The following is a 19721-nucleotide window of genomic DNA, read 5'->3' as shown; positions in this document are numbered from 1 at the left end:
CATTCGATCCGTCGCTTTCCTTCAGGGGGCTTATGGGCTGCGCCACGTGGAAAGCGGTAAGATTTTGCGGCACGTGCTGGGGCCGAACGGAGAAAACCTGAAAACCCCGTTTGGCCAGCCTTGGATCGAACCGGACGGGACCGGCGAACCTGCGGAATTTCAGTTCACCGGAACCGGGTTTTTGATTAAAGGGGGCTCATTGATGGTCACCAACCGTCATGTTGCGTTGCCGTGGACATCAGGGGACCGAGAGAAGGCGTTGAACGACGCTGGTCTCGAGCCTGAAATGTTGAGGCTACTGGCCTATTTGCCCGATCAGACGGAACCAATAGAGGCGCGTTTGGTCCGGTTCAGCGAAGCGGCAGACTTGGCGATTTTGGCAGTTGAGCCAAACCGCGTTCAGGACCTCGGCATTCCGTTGGCGGATGCCACGTCGCGCGTCGGTGAAGAGCTTTATCTGTTGGGATATCCAACGGGTTTGAAAGCTTTGATCGCGCAGGCAGGTCCGGGCTTTCTAGAGGAACTGGAGGCAGAAGGAACGTTGAACTTTTGGTCGATAGCGTCCCGGCTTTCCGCACAAAGCAAGATTCACCCGCTGGCAAGCCGGGGGATCATTGCGCGGACGAGTGGGAGCGCCATCGTTTATGACGCTGAGACCACGACCGGTGGGAGTGGGGGGCCAGCATTGAATCGGCGGGGCGAGGTCGTTGCCGTAAATGCTGCGATCCTGCCCGAGTTTGGCGGTTCAAACATCGGCGTCCCGGTCTCACATCTCAGAGCTCTGCTAGGAGAGGTCGAAAGCCAGTGATCATTCGCTCGTTCGGAAGCGCGAGTTTTGAACAAAGAACACTGTGGCCAGTGGAACAATCATCGAGATCACGGCCACGGAGATCAGCAAGTACCCAAGTTGGCTGTAGTCTGCGGTAGACGTGACTTGACCGGTCTCTGGATTTGTGACGGCGCGAGTGACGACGTATGTTTGGTTGAGGTACTTGGTGCTAAGGCTGCTGGCCGACAAAGCCATGTTTGTGAACGATGCCATCACCGCGAAGAAGGTCGCTTTCAACTGAACAGGGGCATTGCGTGCGATCCAAGCCAACATCGGGACCATGGCGATCTGTCCAAGCGGCGACTCAACAGCTGTATCAAGAATGGCAATGAACCTTGCGTCGACAACTCCGCCGGTATGCGCCGCCGTCCATTCGTGCACACCGTAGTAGAGGGCAAGGTTAGGCACGGCGAGAACGCCCGCCGCAATCGTTAGCAACACCACCACATGCGCAATCGAGCAGGTGGCCATAAATGGTCGAAGGACGATTAACCCGAGCAGGGCCAGCATCGAAGTTAACAAAGCCAGAATTGCCAGGAATTGCTCATCGAACCCCAGTTCATCGATTTCAAACCAAGTCAGGCCTGGTCCCGGCAGAGGAACGGCACGAAATACAAAAATGACTGTCGCTGTCCCGATCAAGGCTTTGGCTTGGGCAGGTTCCAACTCCTTCAGCAGACGCGACATGAGGTAAAGGATCACCGTCAGGGAAACCGCAAAAACGGTCTCTTGCGCGAATTCGAAATCTGCGGTTCCCAGCACGATGCTGAGCACAACGAATGCAAGGCCGCCGAGTAATATGGACCATTTGACTTCGGTGGCTTCATCCGGCGTATGTGGCGGGTGGCTGCACTTAATAAGCTGACGCTGGATAAAGCTGTGAAGAACGACTCCACTAACGGACAACACCGGGATGGTCAGAGCTATCAGATATACTTGGCCATAAAGCGCAAGGCGTTCGGATTCTTGCAGTTCTTCGGTTCCAGAGAATATCCAGATGTTTACAGCCGCAACCGCCGCAAACCCGGAAATGATCGAAACTCTGCCCAAGGTCTGCATCGTTGTGTGCTGTGCACGAGTTTCTTCCGGCAAAAATGGTGCGCCGCTCTGGTCAACCTTTGGCACCGCCTCAACCGTCATGGCGTCGGCAACAACGTCCTGAATTGCATAGCCCGAAGGCGTCAAGAGCAAGGCAACAACATACCAGTCTTCCAGCGGCATGAAACTGGACATCAGCGCAGGTGCGGTCACGAGCCCGTACATGGTGAGCAAAGACAACGTGATCAAGGACGCGCCGAACAAGATCAGCAGGGACTTCCAGCGCCAAAACAGGTCCACGACATGACCAAGCGGCATTTTGAGTATCCACGGGATACCAGCCCAAAATGCTAGCCCTGCAACGAAAGAGGCGGATAAATCGAGGTAGTCTTTTAGGAAAAAAGCACCGACGACCGAGGTCAGGCCGGACACGCCGGCCGCAAAATAGACCATCAATGGCGGCAGATAGGACCATTGCAGCTGCTGAACCAGATCCACAAACGTTCTATGCCACCAGGCTGAAAGTTTTGATCCTATGGAAGTTTGGTCAGTCGTCATATGCCGTGGCAGTTCGTTGAGGCCTTTGGGTCGTTTTGTCTAGTTAGAGAAATCCAGATCCGAAAAGCAATGCACTGGTGATCACCCCAAGGATCGGTACCACAATAGGAACTCGGAAATGCTTGGCGGCCTCGTCCGGCTGCATCTTCAGCTGGATCAGCGAAATGTTGACGAGCACAAAGACGCCCAGAACGATCTGAGACGTGCGCTCTGCCAGGGTACCAATCGGTATGGTTTGGGTCAGCAGAACGATGATTGCGACGACCAGCAAAGTAGCAACTACTGGTGTCTGCGTTGATTTAGGGACTATCGCCAGAACCTTCGGCAAATGGTCACGGTCAGCTAGTCCGTAGATCACCCGCGAGGCCATAATCATCTGAATCAGTACTCCATTGACTGTCGCCACAATCGCGACTGCGGAAAAGCCCTGTTTGATGACCTCGGGCGCGTTTGAAAACACGAGCGCGAGGGGTGCTGCGGACGTCGAAAGAACATCGATAGGCACAACAAGTAGAACCGTCATTGAGGTTCCTAGATACAACACGGTCGCCAGAACGAGCGTTAGCAAAATCGCTTTTGGGATGGTGCGCACGGGGTCTTTAACCTCTTCCGCGACATTAGCCATGTCCTCGAAGCCAACAAATGCAAAGAAAGCGAGAAGTGATGCTGCGAAAATGCCTCTCCACGCGTCGAGTTCCAGCGGCGGAAGCATCGAACTGATCCCGTATCCCTGCGGATCCTGGATCGACATGCCCCAGCCAATCACAAAGAGAAGACCTGCGATCTCAATGATCGTGATGACAGCCGCAATAAAGACAGACTCAGTGATCCCCCAAAGCGCGATTAGACCCATGATCAAAACAACACTGATAGTCAAAATAGGGATCGCAAAACCGGTCAAAGCGTGAAGGTATGATGCTGCGCCAATTGCAACGGCAGAAGCGGAGATAACGCCCGAGGCTGCCACCGCAAGCCCAACGAAAACCGCCATCCAGTTTTTCCGAAATCCCGCCTCAACATAGGCTGCTTCACCTGCGCTGACAGGAAATCGAGTTGCGAGTTCTGCATACGAAAGCGCGGTGAGTGATACGACGAGCGCGGCTACAACGAACGACAACGCCGCAAACGGTCCGGCAATGTCTGCTGTTGCGCCGACTAAAACGTAAATGCCCGCTCCGACCGTTACTCCAAGGCCATAAAGCGTGAGCAACGGGGTGGTAAGGGCCCGTCTGAGTTTCTGTTCGTTTGGATCAACAGAGTTCATAAGCGATTTCCAGCAACTGCCTGTTCCGAATGTCGTCAGTGGCGTCCTTCTCGGTTTTGTCCGCGATTGGCGGAGCGGCTTAATCCGATGGTCAAAGCTGCATCGAATGCCTTGTGTCTCAACGCCTGGGCGCATTGGGCACCAATCAAATAACACGGGGGCTCGCCACCACTCCTGCCGAGCCCCCTTGGGTGGAGCTTCCACTCCTTCAAAATTCCGTTCACCTTTGTGTTTGCTTTGGGATAGGACGGTGAACGTAAAACACGTTGAAACATTCGTATTTCACTATGTTATTCATGTTGGTGCTTTGATCTATGTCAATCAATTCGCGGCGTCGGGTCTGCGAGGTTGAACGCAAATCAACTGTCGTTTGTCGTCGGGCTTAAAGGCAAAGCAAACATGTTAGGCGGTGTAAGATTTATGGTGGAAAGCTATTCGTGATGTTCTGGAACCTGTTGCCAGCCTTGGGCGGCATCAGCCTGTTCCTTGTCGGAATGCTGTTGATGACGGACGGATTGAAGGTTTTGGCAGGGGCGCGACTGCCAGACATTTTGAGCCGGTTCACGTCGACACCGTTTACTGGGGCGATAACAGGCGCGGTCACAACCGCTGCAATCCAGTCCTCCGGTGCGGTCACCGTCGCGGCCGTCGGATTTGTTGCGTCTGGCCTGCTCACGTTTCCCCAAGCGCTTGGGATCATATTTGGGGCCAATATCGGAACGACCATGACAGGTTGGCTCGAGGCGCTCTTGGGTTTCAAGTTAGACTTGGGGCAAGTGATATTGCCCATTGTTTTCGTTGGGGTTTTGCTGGCGCTTTCGGTAAGAAAAGCGGTTTCCGGCCTTGGGTTGGCGTTGGCCGGGTTCAGCTTGATTTTCATTGGGATTGAGCAGCTCAAATCTGGGCTGGACGCATTTCAGGGCGTAGCTACACCTGCCGATTTTCCACCAGACACACTGCTGGGCGGGTTGAAGCTTTTATTGATCGGCGTCCTTATCACGATGGTGACGCAGTCTTCGAGTGCCGGCGTCGCAACGGCATTGGCTGCGTTGAGCGCTGGTGCTGTGAACTTCCCTCAAGCGGCGGCTCTCGTCATTGGAATGGACGTTGGGACAACTTTCACCGCTGTTCTGGCCACATTTGGCGGGAGCACAATGGCGCGTCGCACCGGTTTTGCTCATGTGATCTACAACGTGATGACAGGGGCAATGGCATTTTTCCTGCTGGGGCCGGAAACTCTCTGACTGCGCTTGTCGCGTTCCATAGTTTCTTCAACGCCATGGGCGTAGCGGTGATCTTGCCGTTCGCCAAACCCTTCGCCAGATTTGTCGAGGCGCTCGTACCTGACAGAGGTGCTGAGTTAACGAAATCTTTGGGTCCTCTCGTCCTTGGGATGCCGGAAATCGCCGTGGATGCGGCAAAAGCCGCAGTAGATTAAATTGTCAGGGCTGAAGTGGCGCATCTCCGGTCATGTATGGGGGCATCTCAGCCAAGCGGAACCGACTATGGGTGGGACAACATTGAAACTGCCGTGTCCGAAGCGCGCTCGTACCTAGACAAGATAGAACTGCCCAGCAGGTCCTAAGGAGAAATATCCAGCATCAAGGGTATGTACCATGTCCTCGATCATCTTAATCGGCTGTTTTACCGGTATAGCCAAGGTGATCGGATAAGCGAGTTACCAAAAGACCGGCGTTTGAACCGGCTTGCTTCTGTGATGATTGCAGCAACTGATGGTTAATTGGAAATCGACGATCCAGTGAAGTGTGAAATTTCGCTGAACAGAGTTCGCCGATTTCTGCGGCGACAGAGCAAACTTCGCAGAGACTTGCTCATCTCCGACGCGCGACTGACAGTCTGCCGGACGACGTGGTCTGGGCTCGCCTCGATGCCCTCAGATGGTTACATCGAGTGTCTTACCACCTCTGGCGAATTCGTTGGCATTTGAAGGCATTGGAAGGAATGTCGTCTGGGCGCAAGGGGGGGGCGAGGTCAATGACGAGGTGGCGTAGTTTGAGGCCGGCCTGGATTAGATTTGGTGCGTGCACAAACGTTATTCGACTGAAACACCAATGTTTGTACCGGTGCGAACAACATGAGCAAGGTCAAAGACGTTCCTTAGCTATACTGTTTAATGGGATCTTTACTTGTGGCGGCGATTTGGAGGATAATATGCAGGTTTATCGAGGGATTTTACTGGCACTGTTAGTCGCGGGGCCTGCACAAGCGCAGGAGGTCAGCGTCAGTGAAGGAAGTGATTTGTACCGGACGTATTGCTGGCAATGTCACGGTTTCGAATCGAACGGGGACGGGCCAATGGCCGAAATGTTGGCTATTCGAACACCTGACCTTACCAAATTGGCAGGCGAGAACGACGGTGTGTTTCCAACAGATCGCATAGCTGAACAGATTGATGGTCGTTCACAATTGCTCGCCCATGGGGGCGAAATGCCAATCTTTGGCGCGGTGTTTGAGACAGACCAACAAATCGCGGTGGCTCTGCCTAATGGGCAACCTATGATGGTAGGCCTGCCGTTGGCGAATTTGCTCGCCTTTCTTGAATCGATCCAGTCTGAATAGTCACTGACCAATCTGCTAGTCCGTGTCAGCCGTGCGTCTTATTGACATGAGAGTCAGTGGCGGCCCCAACACCTCGAAGACCACAGTACTGGCTAGAGTAAAGGTCATGATCGACGCGGCCCAATGCGGAAATTGTTCTCCAGCTACAAGGGCCATACCTACCGCGACACCAGCCTGTGGCAACAAAGCGGGACCGTACCAGCGGGTCTGATGGCGAGGCAGGCCGCTCAGTCTCGCTCCGCAAAAACCCCCGACAAGGCGGGCCACAGCGCGCAAGATCAGGAAAAGAGCACCAGCCCAGCCCATCAAGCCAAAGGCTTCAATATCCAACGTGGCACCGGCCAACAGGAAGAACAGGATCATGAATGGCCACTGAATGTGCTCGATCTCATGAAAGGCACGGTCGTGATGGCGGGCAAGATTCCCGATAACTGCGCCCGCAACCATGCCTGCTACCAAGAATGAAACCTCCAGCCAAAGCGCAAGGCCCGCTGTAAGAAAAACTATGCCCACTGCTTCTGCCTGCATTGGCTCTCCCGGTTTCAAGCGGCCGGTCAGGTAAGCGGATGGCACACCTAGTGCGGTACCCAACAGTATCGCCCCTCCGAAATCCCACATCGCTGTGGTCGTGACGGTTGCCCAACCATCCGAATGACCGGCCAGAACCAGGGCGATACTGAATACGATCAGACCCCAAGCGTCATCAATTACGACGACGCCCTTTAATGTCTCGGTGAAGCTGTTGGACACTCCAGATTGCTTGATAACGTCTGTCATGGCGGCCGGAGCTGTAGCCGTAGCAATTGCCGCCAGCACCAATGCCAACCCGAAGGGTACGCCGATTGCGGTCAATCCAGCAGACACGATAACAAGGGTTGCAACCACGATTGCAATCGAAATAGTCAGAATGGCTCGGCCATGCCGAACTAGGCTCTCGCGGGTCAAAGATCCTCCAAGAAGGAAAGCGACCATCGTCAAGGCCACAATGGATATCTCGTCGAACCACGTTGCGACGTCGAGTGGGATCAACCCCATTCCGGCGTTCCCGGCGATCAGACCGAGGAAAAGTAAGGTAGTAACACGAGGAAGATGCGTGGCCCGGCCCAATTGATCGGCTGCCAATCCGGCAAGGAAGAGGACACCAAGGCTAATGAGAAAGCCGGCAATGTGCATAGAAATCCCAGCGTTAGGTTCTTGTCTAAACTACTCTAACTCCAACCCTGCCACCTAGGAACCGATGTCTGAGAGAATGCGAGTGTCCCGTCGCAGCTTAGGCCGAAAATCCGCAAAATATGGGATATTGATCTGTATTAAGGCGAAAGCGCGCCGCAGGTGGCATAGTAACTCATACAGGAAATGAGGAGGAACTTTCGATGTCGAGAAAGAAAACTAACACAAACAGCCCGACCTCACTGTTGGATATTTTTAAGCAAATGCAGCCACCCATGTCTGGCAATCCGGCCTTCGGAGCCCAGATCGAACAATTTTGGGACGCGCAAGAAAAATTTCTCGAAGAAACGGAGGCCTTTGCACAGCATTGGTTCGAACGGCGTCATGAGGCGGTCCGGACGGCTCTACAAGCTGCACGCAATGTGTCGTCCGCGAACCCGTCCGATCCATCGAAAGCCTTTCAGAGCATGGCGGAATGGCAGCGCCATTCAGCTGAGCGGTTGGTTGCCGACGCGCAGGAATGGTTCGAAACCGTGTCTCGTTGTGCATCCTATGTCGCTGAAACCGAAGTTGAAGCTGTTGAGAAAACAGTTGATGACGTTGCAGCCGCTACAAAGAGCGCGGGGAAATCTTCAAAGTCCGAGCCTGTTTAGGGTTCGTGCCGCCGAAAAACCAAACTGAAATCATCGGAGCAGTAGATAGGAGGTCAAATGTACAAGAACATCCTGATCCCGGTTGCTCTGGACAAAGAACACGACACTCAAGCGTCGTTTAAGGCTGCGCGCCAATTGGCTGATGCCGACGCTGTTTTCACCGTTGTGCACGTCCAAGAACCTATTCCGGCATATGTGGGTTCTCAGATTCCAAGTGAAGTGCTTGCACATACGCGGCATGAGATATTGGAGAACCTGCATAAGACTGCCTCTGAAATTTCAGACGCAAAGGTACAGCTCATCTCCGGGCATGCGGGTAGGGCAATTGTCGACTTCGCAAACCAGAGCGACGCCGATTGCATCGTGTTAGCTTCGCATAAGCCCGGATTCGAGGACATATTTCTAGGTTCCACTGCGAACAGAGTCGTGCATCATGCCAAGTGTTCGGTTCACGTAATTCGGTGATCCAAAGTTAGCGGTGTGAGTTCTTTATGGAGTGGTCCCTCACTTTGTGAGCCAAATTAGAGTGAGAGAATAGACAGATAACAGGTCTTGTCAGAAAAACTTTGCTTGAGTGGGGCAGGGTGGCTACGTAGCTTTTGCCCATGATCAGCCCCCGTCGCCCTCGCCAAGTGGCGCCAGCTTTGTTCCGTATAAGTTCAAGCATCTACTGGCAAGCTGAGACTGGTTCGAATTTGTCTGACAGCACCGCCACCCATACCCGTCTCACTTCAGTTGTATTTTCTGACCCGGAATTGTGCCTCAATTCCCGCGAGTTGGCGCATGCGCTTTCAAACAGAGACGGAGCAGACCGTACACTCAGAACGCAATTCAGGCCTCAGTCTCAGTGGCGCATTTTGGCGGGGTCGCTTTGGGCGGGATTTCCCTGATACCTGGCAATTTACAGGGAATTTTCGTGAGATGGGTCTGGAACTCAGAGTTTTTCCTATCAGAACTGTATTTTTTCAGAGGTTTATGCTGCAAATTCTCTAAAAGGTGGAACAGGGAATTTTCTGCCATTCCGACGACGCGAACGCGCGATGCAGCGTTTCAGGCGTATGCGAAGTTTGCAGAAATTCGCCTCCGTCCACTCCTTCATCTACAATCACTTCAATCAGGAAAGATCGCTCGCCAGCCGCGACACCTTCAAGCTGACCCGTTCCGCCGCTCCTGCCGAGTGGCGCGAACTTGGCGCGGTGTGAATGGCAGCTGTACTGGCCTAGCTGAGACTGGTTGGAATTTGTCTGACAACTCACCTGGGAAAGCGGACAGGCAGCTCAACAATTTGATCAACATATTTCAATATTTTTAACTGATTATGTGAATCCTTGATGATCTGGTAATCAATTGTCTGTGCTGTTTGCACAAGCAACCCGAATACTCGATTCATGATATTTGAGGAATGGAAAATGCCTACGTTAAAAAACCGCCTTGCAATCGTCGTCTCAAGCCTCGCGTTCATTTTTGTTTTTGCGAGCACTGCGACCGCAAAATTTACTGTTGAAGATGCTGCGAAACTGGACACGGAAGCGGAAGCCACGTTAGCTCAATTCAAGGCTGATACAAAAGGCGCTGACGAAGTGCTGACGAGCGCTAAAGGCGTATTGGTTTGTCCTAGCATCACGAAAGCTGGCCTCGGCTTTGGCGCCGAAGGAGGTCGATGCGTGCTGGTATCTGGCGCTGATGAAAAGCTATATTACAACACATTCGGCGTAAAAGGCGGATTCATCGCAGGAATTCAATCCCATTCGATGATCTTGGTATTGAACACAAACGAAGCGCTGGCAAAGTTCACCAGTAATGATCGCGAGTGGGAATTGGGCGTGGATGCATCGGTGGCCGTGGCCAAAATTGGTGCTGGCGGTGATTTAGACACCACCAACCTTAAAAGCGATATCGTATCCTTCATTTTTGGTCAGAAGGGTTTAATGGCTGATGTGAGTTGGAAAGGATCGCGTTTCAAAAAACTGGAAATCGAATAGTTGCTCATTTTCCAGAAAAGAAATTTCGCGGAAGTATTCCTAACTGGATGTTCCGCGAAACATATTCGTTGATAGTGGGTCCTAGAAGTTCCACTTGGAGTTTAAAGCGGTCTTAGTCCATCCGCTCCATATCGTTCAATTCAAAGCTATTGTCGAGAAGGCTCGGCTCAGGTCCATAAAAGCGTGCAAGCAAGAAGAACCTTCGGTCTGGATCAGTTGGAAGCCAGTTGCTCTCCTTGCCTTCTGGAGCGGTGGGGCCGAAGTAGATATCGACTGACCCGCCATCGTTCACTTCAACGCCCGGCATGGTAGAATCAATGGTGCTGGGATTTATGTCCCGGAGATAGGACGCGGTGACCAGATCGTAGGTAGTTATCGACCAAAAATCCCGAACTGGATCATTGGCAGGCACAGTCAACTTGTAGTTTCTACCGCCGTCCAGCCATTCCTGGTCCGGTGTTTCGGCCAGATCCAGATAGTACGTTGAAGTTCCGTAGTTTTTGATGCTGGTGTTGATTGCGTAATACAGTGCGCCACGAGCGTGGTAATCGTAGTAGGATGGGTGCTCGTAGCTCCACTCCGTCTCACGCGACCCGTCAGGAACAAGTGCAGACCATCGTTTACCTTCGAAGACAAAAGGGTTTAGAATACGATGGTACTGATCGATCATGTACTCCAACGCCTCGGGCCCTGCGGCGTTGTAGATGGCTTGCATCTCCGCATCGGGCTCAAAAGGCTCATCTCGAATGATCCCAATCCGTGCGAGCGCGCCCATCATTGTAATGTCTCGGTCAAGCACGACCTCCTCACCGATCATCTCCTGGATATGGCCGTATATGCCGCCGTCCATGACAGGCGTCATTTCCAAATTCACCCCGTAAACGTCGACGTACTCGGTTGATACCTCACCATCTGCCTCAGATAGCGGGTAAACCTTAATCTTGTTGGTGAGCGCCGTGGCCCTCGCAAGGTTTTCTTCGGTGGTGCCACCAGCAAGGATCGGACGAAGCACGGCAAAGCTGAAGTTCGTGTCTTGTTCATAGACCAGAGCGTTCGGAAGCAGTGGACCGTTATATCCCGGCGGCACCAGCATATATCTTGCTCCCGCTCCGCGATCCCGACCGTTGGAACCGACGTCGTCCAGCGGGCGTTGCCATACATCCATAATTGTGCCGAAGTTACCAATACCTTCTTCCGACGCGGGCATCTCAAAAACGATAGGGCGTCTTCGATAATCCAATAGGCGTGGATATAGGGTGTAGCGTTATTCGGTGTTGCAGTCTGGAACCGCCAGTCCTGAACTTTTGAATTATACCCAATGTCATTGGGCCAACCCCAGCTTGGGCCAACGCATCACGATAAAACTTAGAATTCATAAGAGGTATGGCCCAAACTGCGGCATCGATGGTCCGGTGATAGGTCATTCGATCAGCGGTATTTGCGTTCGACAGGTCGAAGCGGTCGTCACCAAACGCCGAAACAAGCAGGCCGCATTGAAATTCCTCAGGAAATTGATGAAGCGCCATTGCTGTGCGGAAGAGATCGTCACCGATCGCTTCGCTTCCTACAAGACTGCCCTTGGAGAATTGAGTGCTCTTGAAAAAAATTTACGGGCAGGTGGCTAAACAACCGCGTTGAGAATTCGCGCCTGCCGTTTCTACGACGAGAACGCGCCATGCTCCGCTTCAGACATATGCGATGTCTGCTGAAATTCGCCTCAGTCCACTCTTCAGTTCACAACCATTTCAAACAGGAACGCCATCTCTACAACCGAGATAACTTCAAGCTCAACCGAACCGTCGCTCAAGCCGAGTGGCGCCTGATTTGTTCCGGATACGCTCCGGCATTTAGCGGTAAACTTAGACTGGTTCGAAGTGGTCTGACAGCGCAGCGTCACAAAGATGTGTCTCTGCGAAGCCATCGAACGAACCTCTAGTCTGACTGATCAGTCATAGATTTCTACAGACAGCGCATCCATCGCATATGAGGTTTCGATATTTGCCTGGCCGTCCACGTAATTGAGTGACTGGGACCTGCTCTGTGCCCGCATTTCCCCGCTTATCCAGACTGGCTTATACAACTCGTCGATTTCGAAGCCTTGTTCGTATCGCACATAGACCATCTGATTGGCTGGAGGTGGTGGTGTGTGGATGCAGGCTCCAACTGTCGGAACCAGAAGGAATTCGACCGCCTTCTGGTCGACAATATCCAGGGGAAGGAGATAGCCGGGAAGACGCACGTTCTCCCCCAAAAGGTCAAGGTTCGGTTCGCGCGCGGCAATCAACCGTTGGTTCATCACAATTTCGCGTTGTTCAAACAACCAATCTGGGTCAAGGCCTTGAGATACGAGGTCTTCGCGGATCTGAAACGCTTCGGCGCGCTTCTCGTCATCCGCAGTGTCCGCATGCAGAATCTCAATCCGATAAAGCATGGCCAACGCATTGACCTGAGAATATTCTAGGGTGGCAAAAGGATCGTGGTAGGGCCGCTCTTCGGGAAGGAGATCCTGCCAACTTATGTTGCGCGGATCCGCTGCTAGAAGAGGCCCCGCAATCGCAAGGGCGAATAAGGTATTCAGAAAATGCGCAATGGTCTTCATTTCAGCGGATCCTTTTATTCAAAGCCGCACCGACAGTCCGTCTGATAGCGTCATACGGTACACCCTTAACGCAGGTATAATACTGGCAAGAAGACCAGAGCAGAAAACGAGGGCTATGAGAAGAACCTCGCGAAAGCTTGGCAGGCCAACACCGATGCGAAGCCCAAAATTTGCGGCAAGAACCGGATCTATCAGTAGCGTGAGAGCGCTGAGCGCGATTACACCAAGCACGATACCGGCAAACAACAATAAAACGGCTTCAAGCAAGATCAGGGAAAAGACGCCGACTGGTGTTGCGCCCACGGATCGAAGGATTGCAAATTCACGCCGCCGGTTGTCGAGCGAAGCAGACAACATGACCACCATGCCGATCATTCCAGCCGCAGCTACAGCGCCTGCCATCAGACGCAGCGCAGTCTCGGCCGTGCTGGTAATCGACCAAAGTTGCAACAGCGCGACATTAGGGAGAACAGCAGTCAGTGCCTCGTCGCGATGATCTGCCAGTTGCCGTTGAACTGAAAGCACCGCCGTCTTCTCCTCAAGTCCTGCAAAAATCGCGTTGATGGTCCCCGGTTCATGATCATGGCCACCGTGATCGTGCCCGCCAGAGGTCCTGACAGCTTTCGCCTCGTCTTCATGGCCGCTTCCGTGAGCATGACGGTCGTCATGTTCCTGATGCCCTTCTTCGTGCTCGTCAGGCTCGTCTAACTCCACATGGTCATGGTCTTCGTGTTCTCCGGCGACTTCTGGTGCTTCGATCAAAACGAATGGGTCCGCAACCTCTGATGCAGGTTCTTCGTGCAAGGCGTCAAAACCCTCGAGTGAGACAAAAACCATTCTGTCGACGGCCGTCCCGGTATGCTCCAGCACGCCGGTCACTGTGAATGGCGCTTCGTCGTGCACATCAAAGGCGACTTCCCCTGAGCCATGGGCATTCACGATTTCAGTACCTGACGTGTACCCGAAAGCCTGAGCAACTTCTGCTCCAATCACTGCACCATCTGGAGATTTAAACGGAACACCTTCAGCAAATATCAGTTGCCGGCCGCCACTATGACGAAAGTGGTCAAAATATTGCTCGGACGTTCCGATCACGGGATATCCACGGTGGTTGTCACCCATCATGATTGGCACTGTCCAGCTTATCTGGGGCAGATCTTCGATCATCTCGTAGCTGTCCCAGCTGATACCAGCGCCAGTTGTGCCGACACCAAAAACCGTTGCCATCACGATCTGCACATCGTTTCCGCGTGCCGCAATGATCAGATCGATCCCTGATGCAGAATTGGCAAAACCCGCTCGTGCCTCTGTTCGCAGTCGTTCAACCCCAACAATCAAAGCCACGCTCAAGGCAATGCTAAGAACAGTTAACGCAGCGATAAAGCGGCGATTGAGAAGGCTTTTATAACAAAGATTAAACATCACGTTTTGCCCGCGTTCAGCATCGGCAAGTCAACGCTCCGATCGAAGTGTTTTTCCAGGCTGCGATCATGGCTGACAAATAACAAACTCGCCCCTGATGCTTTGCATTCCTTCAACAACAACTGGACAAACGTATCTTTCGCTTCCTCATCCAAAGCCGAGGTGGGTTCATCCGCCAAAACTACTTCAGGCGCCCCTATCAGAGCACGCGCCGCCGCAACGCGTTGTTGCTGCCCAACACTCAGTGCGCTGGCAGGTCGATTGATGAGCTCAGTATCTTTAAGACCCAGCTCACTTAGCAACCGTGTGGCGGTAGCCTTGGGGTCTGGCCCCGACCGATTGCGCCGTTGCGCTGAAAACCGGCAGGGCAGCAACGTGTTTTCAAGCGCACTGAGCCAAGGCAAGAGATTGAAGACCTGGAAGACAATCCCCAATTGATCCACGCGAAAACGGTCACGATCACCTCCGGCCAAAGCCCCGACATCCGTGCCTGCAACGCGAACCGCGCTTTGCGGTACATCGATCACGCCAGCAATTGCCGAGAGCAACGTGGTCTTTCCGCTGCCACTGGGCCCTCTCATAAACACGCTTTCCCCTGCCTCAAGATCGAAGCTATCGACTGAGAGAACCGGGTCAGGTTGTCCGGGCCACCGAAACACCAAGGATTTGAGCTCTACAGTTTTCATTGATGACACAGATGCTTTGGCTTGGTTTTTCAAAGATAATTGAGCTTTTTGGTGATCCAGAAAAGGATCTCTGCCAAAACACCAATGGCTCCGGCTTTGTCTGTCTTGACCAAAGCTGTTCCTGACGTTCCAAATTGCAAGGATTTGCTGTCTGCATCTGCAGGTAGTTCAACCAATACGATGTAGCTGGATATCCCGGCTAGTTCGCGCAATGAGGGAAGACCTGATCTTAGATCAACAGTACCTTCGACAGTTCCGACCGGAAAACCGGAAATACGGCCGGTAATTTCTTCACCGGGTTCCGTTCTAAATGCAAGCCGGATTTCGTCACCGACCGAAACATTAGCGCGACTAGATTGGGGCAGAGTAGCAATTACTGCATAGTCCCCAGGTTTGACAAAAGTTATTGCCCCTTGTAGCGGAGTGGCGCGGTTACCTGGTCGTAGTGATACAGCCGTGACAACGCCGTTTCCCGGCGCTTTTACAACTGTTTGCTCTAAATCCCAAAGAGCTTGCGCAAGTGTCTGTTCGGCCTCCACAACACCTGCGTCACGCCCGTCGATCTTCGCGGCGATACGCCGCTCAAGGCTTGTCTTCCGGGCTTCTGCTGCGCGGATATTCGCGGTCAACTGGTCGATGGTTGAGACAGCTTCTTGCAGTTGGAACGTGGTTGATGCCCCGCGTTCTTCCAAACGGATGATGTCATCACGACGCTGAATTCCGAATGTCAGCTGAGCAGTCAGGGATTCAATCTCGGCCTCGGCAGCTGATAAATCTGACACCAGTTGGTCGGCAGATGACTTTGCAGTTTCCAAGACAGCTTCGAGCCGGGAAACCTCGGCTTTGAAAACCTCATTATCTATCCGGAATAGGGTCTCGCCCTTTGCGACTTCCTGGTTTGCCTCCACAACGACTTCCGTAACCGTGCCCGCCACGTTCGGAGCAATATTCGTTGAAACACCCTGAACGGATACCGGGCCAGTCGGAGTTGTGTGGTTCAGCGCACCGATGACCACCAGAGCGATAACAGCGGCTACACCGTAAACCAGAGTTTTCCAGAATCCATTCCAGGGGAGAAGGTGAAACTTGGAAAAGACCAGCCAGACTATTCCAAAGTAGAGGCCAAGTACGATTAACAAGTCTTCATTCCTTCGTGATGTTTCCAGAAAAGCTCGAACGACCACCCGAACTTACGAGTGATCGCCCTCTTTGTCATGATGACTTAGTTGTCACCTTGCTCTTCCAACACTTTGCGGTTGGCTTCACGATGGCGCCACGCCGCGCCCATACTCTCTTTCAGATTTTCGGGAAGCGCTTCCAGAGGAACAACAAGGTCGTCATCAACTGGCCACTCGGTCAGCAGCTCAGGATGATATCCCTCGGGATAGTACAGCTTAGGATCGATCTCCATATCGCGCACGTAAGGTTCTTGGATGTCTTCGCGCCGATGGGGTGGCTTCGGCACGATCAACTGACCATTGCTAAAGTCAAACTGCGGCGCACGTGAGTTTGGAAACTCGGGCAATATGCCTTCGCGAACCCATATCTGATCTTTGGTGACGTTCACAACGATCCCGTCAGGCGCTCCAAAGTGATAGGGGCCTTTCCAGTGCTCTCGGATTTCCGCCACGGTTTCCTCGATCTGATAGGGGTCATAGCTCATGTGAGTGTTCATCAGAAGCCTGGGTTGCACCAAGTTGGCAATGTAGCCGGCCGCATAGCTGGGCGTGTGATGGGTATCGACGGTATACCGCCCGAGGAATGGCGGCACGCCTTGAACTCCGGATGAGATTTCGATGATTTCCTGCTGCTGTTCCGTGACGAAGACATCACAGCCTTTGGCAAAAGGAATATCGATCATGTTGGGTCGACCGTCACCTGTCCAGATGAAGCACATGCCATTCCAATCCATCCGGTATCCGGACGCACCGTCCTTGGCATGGCTTCTTTGCCAGTGTGTGACTTTGACCCCGTCTTCATCATAGATTACGCCGCCATTGTCACGGAAATCAAATTCGTTGACTTCGATGTCCCAACCTTTGCCAACGGGAAAGACGCTGAACGCATCCCGGTGCCAGCCGGTCATCATTTTCATGCCTTCTACCATCGTTGCGGTGCCGTACTCCTTGGTGCGGCCGGATGGGCCGTGGACCGTCAACTGCTCGTGCCATCCACCGGCCCAGGTTCCGAACATCCACAGGTACGGCAACCCACCAAAGTGGTCTACGTGCAGGTGCGTGATGAAAACATCGGTAATTTCATTTAGTGCATATCCACTGGCAATGATGTTCGCTGGTGAGCCCTCACCAATGTCAAACATGAAAATCTTACCGTTACCCAGCTCAACAAGAATCGCTGTGTTCATTTGCCCAGGGCGAATGAACGGGGCAGATCCCATGAAGATAATTCTCATCTCGTTGGGCTGTACATCTTCTGTGCGTGGGAACCAGTTCGCCGCACTTTTCAACCACGGTTGAGGAGAGATGCCCTCAAAGGTCAGACCCTCTTTCCAACGTCCCATTGGCACGCCGCCAGTCAGTGCAGCCTCAATATCTTCTTGGGATGAGGGCTCCTGTACCGGAGGAGCCTGACCGAACGCATTTGTGGCGAACAATGTCGCTGCGACGGCGAGTGCGCTGAGTGACTTAATAGACTTCCTCTGTCTGTCTTGCAGCATATTTTCAGTCCTTTGTTCGAGCCTGGGTGAGTATGAGAACCACTTCTGAAATGGCTTTCGGGACAATCTCTGAATTGGTGAATCGAGAGAGATGCTCGGCGATTTCCTCGGCTAGCCCGTCTAGGCTTTCGGTGACAGGATCAATCAGACATGGTGACGTTTGCTCATTGACCTTCCGGGCCCTCTCCAACTCGGTTGAGAGCAACTCGAAGTCACCGCAAAGTGCCTCGAATCCACGATGGTTCTTTCGCATGACGCGGATGCGGCTGATTTGGTCCGGAAAAGCGAGCTCTAGTAAGTTGATGTCCGTCATTGCCCTGGCGCCTAGCCCATCTCTGGGCATTAGGCTGAGGGCACATCGCGCAACGCGGAAGGGTTACACCGTGAAATTAGGGTGACATTCAAATATTCATTTGACAGTATGGAGTTGAAAATACAGAGAAACTTGAAGTTTCAGATGCCCGACAGAGAATTGACCCTTGATCCGGAACGTCACGCGACCCGTGTGAAGTACGCGCTGGACCAGGTATTGGCGAGTGACATATTTGGCAAGGCAGAACGCCTTCGGAATTTTCTGAGCTACGTTGTCGAAGAGGCCATTGCGGGTAGATCCGAGGCTATTCTTGGCAAAACAATCGCTCAGGATGTTTACTTCAAGAGTTTTGCCAGTGATGACGGCCATATCAACGTTGTTCGTGTGGATGCGGGGCGGTTACGGCGGAAACTTCAGCAGTACTATGAAACGGCAGGTGCTGGAGACGATCTGCGCATTCACATTGATAGCGGCGGCTACGCGCCTTGGTTCGAGGACCGCTCTGGTACAATTCAGAGCAATGCCGATCATACGCCATTCAGGCCAGGATTACCCTGGCTGATTGGCATCCCTGCTGTCACCATAGCAATCATTGCTCTTGCTTACGTCTTGGGCGGGCGCATGGAACAGGTTGTTGATCTAAACCCAAAGACATCCGCGCGCTCACTTGAGCGACAGGCTCTATCCGCTAAATCACCCGCTGCAGTACAGGCGTCAAACTACTGCGATCAAGCTCGGGGCCTGCTCTTTCCAATTGCAACTATCGATAACCAGATCCTGGCCAGCGACATATTTAGAATGGCAATAAATGAGGCTCCTGATTTTTACTGTGGATATGCCGGATTGGCCCATAGCCTGGGAACCCGGGCCCTTCAAACGCAAAACGTGGAAGAGCGTGACGCGCTGATACTGAATGCACGACAAATGGCACAGAAAGCGGTGGACTTTGCACCCTCAAACGGCTGGAGCCAATCCGCGCTGGCTTGGGTGTCATATGTCTCTGGCGACTATGACAATGCACTGGAGTATTCAGCACTCGCGCAGTCGCTACGTCCCAAAGATGGAAACGTCCTAGATTTTCGCGGCTTGATACTACTGGTTTTGGGTCGTTTTGAAGAAGCGTATGACGTCAGTGACCCAAGCCATCCGCGAGAAATTGGAAGCCATCGGTTTGCTCATAGAAACATTCACGCAGTTGCAAGCTTTCACATTGGAGAGTTCAGAGAGGCGATCTCGTCTCTGGAATTTGCGAGTGACAATGGTGACCCTGTCAGTGCTCTCTCACTGGTTTATCTGGCGGCTGCCCATCAGAGGTTGGGTGAAACAAACCAAGCGAAGGTAAAACTGAACCAACTGAAACAGTCCTGGCCAGAGTTCAGGCCAGATTTGGTTCTGGGTGCGTTTTACTCGAGCCCAGATTTACCGGAAGGGGTGATTTCAGCCTTAACAGATGCGGGATGGCGTTTTTAAGATATACCCTTTCGAGCCACGGCTGGAGACAGGCCCACGTGCGTAAAGTGTGTTTTACCGCCAACACAAGCGAACATAACTTGGTAGTGTTATTGAACGCCATAAGCTGTCATCGGAATTTGTTGTAGCTAGCGGCAGCTTTGTCCGCATAGCTGACGTTCACTGCATCGGGTTCCGATGTCGGCTCTACGGACTTCGCGGCCATCCGCATTTTTTGCTCCAAAGGACCGCAAACAGCTGCCGTTTCAACCGATCGCCGCAACACATTCATGGAACGTCTCTGCTGGTGAGAAGTAATGCAACGTTTTTCTTGGCCGCTCGTTGAGTTCACGAGCAACTGCGTCGAGATGTTCCTGGCTGTGCACTGAGAGGTCGGTGCCCTTTGGGAAGTACTGGCGCAGGAGACGGTTGGTATTCTCGTTGGTGCCGCGTTGCCACGGGCTGTGCGGGTCGCAAAAGTAGATGTCGAGATCGGTGGCC

The 19721-nt window shown here is 52.9% G+C and carries 19 protein-coding genes and 2 pseudogenes; 9 read left to right on the top strand and 12 right to left on the bottom strand.

Annotated elements, in window-relative coordinates; genetic code table 11:
- Positions 1-808 (top strand): S1 family peptidase (locus tag RUA4292_RS16945; protein ID WP_199520022.1); only part of this gene is annotated, 808 nt, incomplete at its 5' end.
- Here RUA4292_RS16945 and RUA4292_RS16940 read toward each other — a convergent pair.
- Together RUA4292_RS16940 and RUA4292_RS16935 are read right to left on the bottom strand one after the other, a co-directional pair.
- A complete protein-coding gene (locus RUA4292_RS16940; RefSeq protein ID WP_306346074.1) occupies positions 809-2320 on the bottom strand; it encodes an MFS transporter in 1512 nt (503 codons plus the stop codon).
- A gap of 148 nt (positions 2321-2468) precedes the next feature.
- A complete protein-coding gene (locus RUA4292_RS16935) occupies positions 2469-3689 on the bottom strand; it encodes an APC family permease (RefSeq protein WP_058274668.1) in 1221 nt (406 codons plus the stop codon).
- A gap of 440 nt (positions 3690-4129) precedes the next feature.
- Between RUA4292_RS16935 and RUA4292_RS25390 the strand changes: the two genes are divergently transcribed.
- Both RUA4292_RS25390 and RUA4292_RS16925 read left to right on the top strand, forming a co-directional pair.
- On the top strand, positions 4130-4933 hold the full coding sequence (locus tag RUA4292_RS25390; protein ID WP_058278668.1) for a Na/Pi cotransporter family protein: 804 nt from the start codon (positions 4130-4132) through the stop codon (positions 4931-4933).
- A gap of 928 nt (positions 4934-5861) precedes the next feature.
- On the top strand, positions 5862-6269 hold the full coding sequence (locus RUA4292_RS16925) for a c-type cytochrome (RefSeq protein WP_058278667.1): 408 nt from the start codon (positions 5862-5864) through the stop codon (positions 6267-6269).
- 15 nt (positions 6270-6284) lie between these two features.
- Here RUA4292_RS16925 and RUA4292_RS16920 read toward each other — a convergent pair whose 3' ends face one another.
- Positions 6285-7442 carry a cation:proton antiporter gene (locus tag RUA4292_RS16920; protein WP_058278666.1) on the bottom strand — a complete coding sequence of 386 codons (1158 nt, stop codon included), beginning with the start codon at positions 7440-7442 and terminating at the stop codon, positions 6285-6287.
- Positions 7443-7642: 200 nt separating this feature from the next.
- Here RUA4292_RS16920 and RUA4292_RS16915 point away from each other — a divergent pair, with 200 nt between their 5' ends.
- The 4 genes and pseudogenes from RUA4292_RS16915 (at position 7643) to RUA4292_RS16895 (ending at position 10074) form a co-directional block, all read left to right on the top strand.
- The gene (locus tag RUA4292_RS16915; protein WP_058278665.1) at positions 7643-8092 is read left to right on the top strand and encodes a phasin family protein; all 450 of its coding nucleotides are present in this window, start codon (positions 7643-7645) and stop codon (positions 8090-8092) included.
- 57 nt (positions 8093-8149) lie between these two features.
- Complete coding sequence (locus RUA4292_RS16910) at positions 8150-8557, top strand: universal stress protein (protein ID WP_058278664.1); 408 nt, start codon at positions 8150-8152, stop codon at positions 8555-8557.
- A 548-nt stretch (positions 8558-9105) separates the two neighbouring features.
- A pseudogene (locus RUA4292_RS16900) lies at positions 9106-9294 on the top strand (IS6 family transposase); the annotation flags it as partial.
- A gap of 186 nt (positions 9295-9480) precedes the next feature.
- Entirely contained in the window at positions 9481-10074 is a 594-nt protein-coding gene (locus RUA4292_RS16895) for a lipid-binding SYLF domain-containing protein (protein WP_058278662.1), read from the top strand.
- 112 nt (positions 10075-10186) lie between these two features.
- Here RUA4292_RS16895 and RUA4292_RS16890 read toward each other — a convergent pair whose 3' ends face one another.
- Positions 10187-11314 (bottom strand): DUF1214 domain-containing protein, encoded by a 1128-nt coding sequence (locus RUA4292_RS16890; RefSeq protein ID WP_145975004.1) that lies wholly within the window; start codon positions 11312-11314, stop codon positions 10187-10189.
- A gap of 211 nt (positions 11315-11525) precedes the next feature.
- Here RUA4292_RS16890 and RUA4292_RS16885 point away from each other — a divergent pair.
- Positions 11526-11893: pseudogene (locus tag RUA4292_RS16885) on the top strand (DDE-type integrase/transposase/recombinase); the annotation flags it as partial.
- Here RUA4292_RS16885 and RUA4292_RS25385 read toward each other — a convergent pair.
- From RUA4292_RS25385 to RUA4292_RS16855, 7 genes are all read right to left on the bottom strand, one after another.
- The gene (locus RUA4292_RS25385; protein WP_233493479.1) at positions 11804-11995 is read right to left on the bottom strand and encodes a hypothetical protein; all 192 of its coding nucleotides are present in this window, start codon (positions 11993-11995) and stop codon (positions 11804-11806) included. The pseudogene RUA4292_RS16885 and the gene RUA4292_RS25385 overlap by 90 nt on opposite strands.
- A 24-nt stretch (positions 11996-12019) precedes the next feature.
- Complete coding sequence (locus RUA4292_RS16880) at positions 12020-12673, bottom strand: DUF3299 domain-containing protein (protein ID WP_058278660.1); 654 nt, start codon at positions 12671-12673, stop codon at positions 12020-12022.
- An 18-nt stretch (positions 12674-12691) separates the two neighbouring features.
- A complete protein-coding gene (locus tag RUA4292_RS16875) occupies positions 12692-14095 on the bottom strand; it encodes an ABC transporter permease (RefSeq protein WP_058278659.1) in 1404 nt (467 codons plus the stop codon).
- Positions 14095-14781, bottom strand: coding sequence for an ABC transporter ATP-binding protein (locus RUA4292_RS16870; RefSeq protein ID WP_058278671.1), 687 nt, complete (start codon positions 14779-14781; stop codon positions 14095-14097). The genes RUA4292_RS16875 and RUA4292_RS16870 overlap by 1 nt, the downstream gene beginning before the upstream one ends.
- A 29-nt stretch (positions 14782-14810) precedes the next feature.
- Positions 14811-15920 (bottom strand): HlyD family secretion protein, encoded by a 1110-nt coding sequence (locus RUA4292_RS16865; RefSeq protein ID WP_058278658.1) that lies wholly within the window; start codon positions 15918-15920, stop codon positions 14811-14813.
- An 83-nt stretch (positions 15921-16003) separates the two neighbouring features.
- Positions 16004-17458, bottom strand: a complete 1455-nt coding sequence (gntH, locus tag RUA4292_RS16860) for a guanitoxin biosynthesis MBL fold metallo-hydrolase GntH (RefSeq protein WP_109312726.1) — start codon at positions 17456-17458, stop codon at positions 16004-16006.
- 4 nt (positions 17459-17462) lie between these two features.
- A complete protein-coding gene (locus RUA4292_RS16855) occupies positions 17463-17771 on the bottom strand; it encodes a hypothetical protein (protein ID WP_145975003.1) in 309 nt (102 codons plus the stop codon).
- Between the two features lie 144 nt (positions 17772-17915).
- On the opposite strand from RUA4292_RS16855, the gene RUA4292_RS16850 reads away from it, so the two are divergent.
- A complete protein-coding gene (locus tag RUA4292_RS16850; protein WP_145975002.1) occupies positions 17916-19241 on the top strand; it encodes a tetratricopeptide repeat protein in 1326 nt (441 codons plus the stop codon).
- Between the two features lie 245 nt (positions 19242-19486).
- On the opposite strand, the gene RUA4292_RS16845 is transcribed toward RUA4292_RS16850, so the two are convergent.
- A partial coding sequence (locus RUA4292_RS16845) for an IS30 family transposase (protein ID WP_145974967.1) occupies positions 19487-19721 on the bottom strand: 235 nt, incomplete at its 5' end.

The organism is Ruegeria atlantica (assembly GCF_001458195.1).
GTDB classification, from domain to species: domain Bacteria; phylum Pseudomonadota; class Alphaproteobacteria; order Rhodobacterales; family Rhodobacteraceae; genus Ruegeria; species Ruegeria atlantica.
Note: the sequence above shows the minus strand (reverse complement) of the source record. Positions and strands in the feature narration are given on the sequence as shown.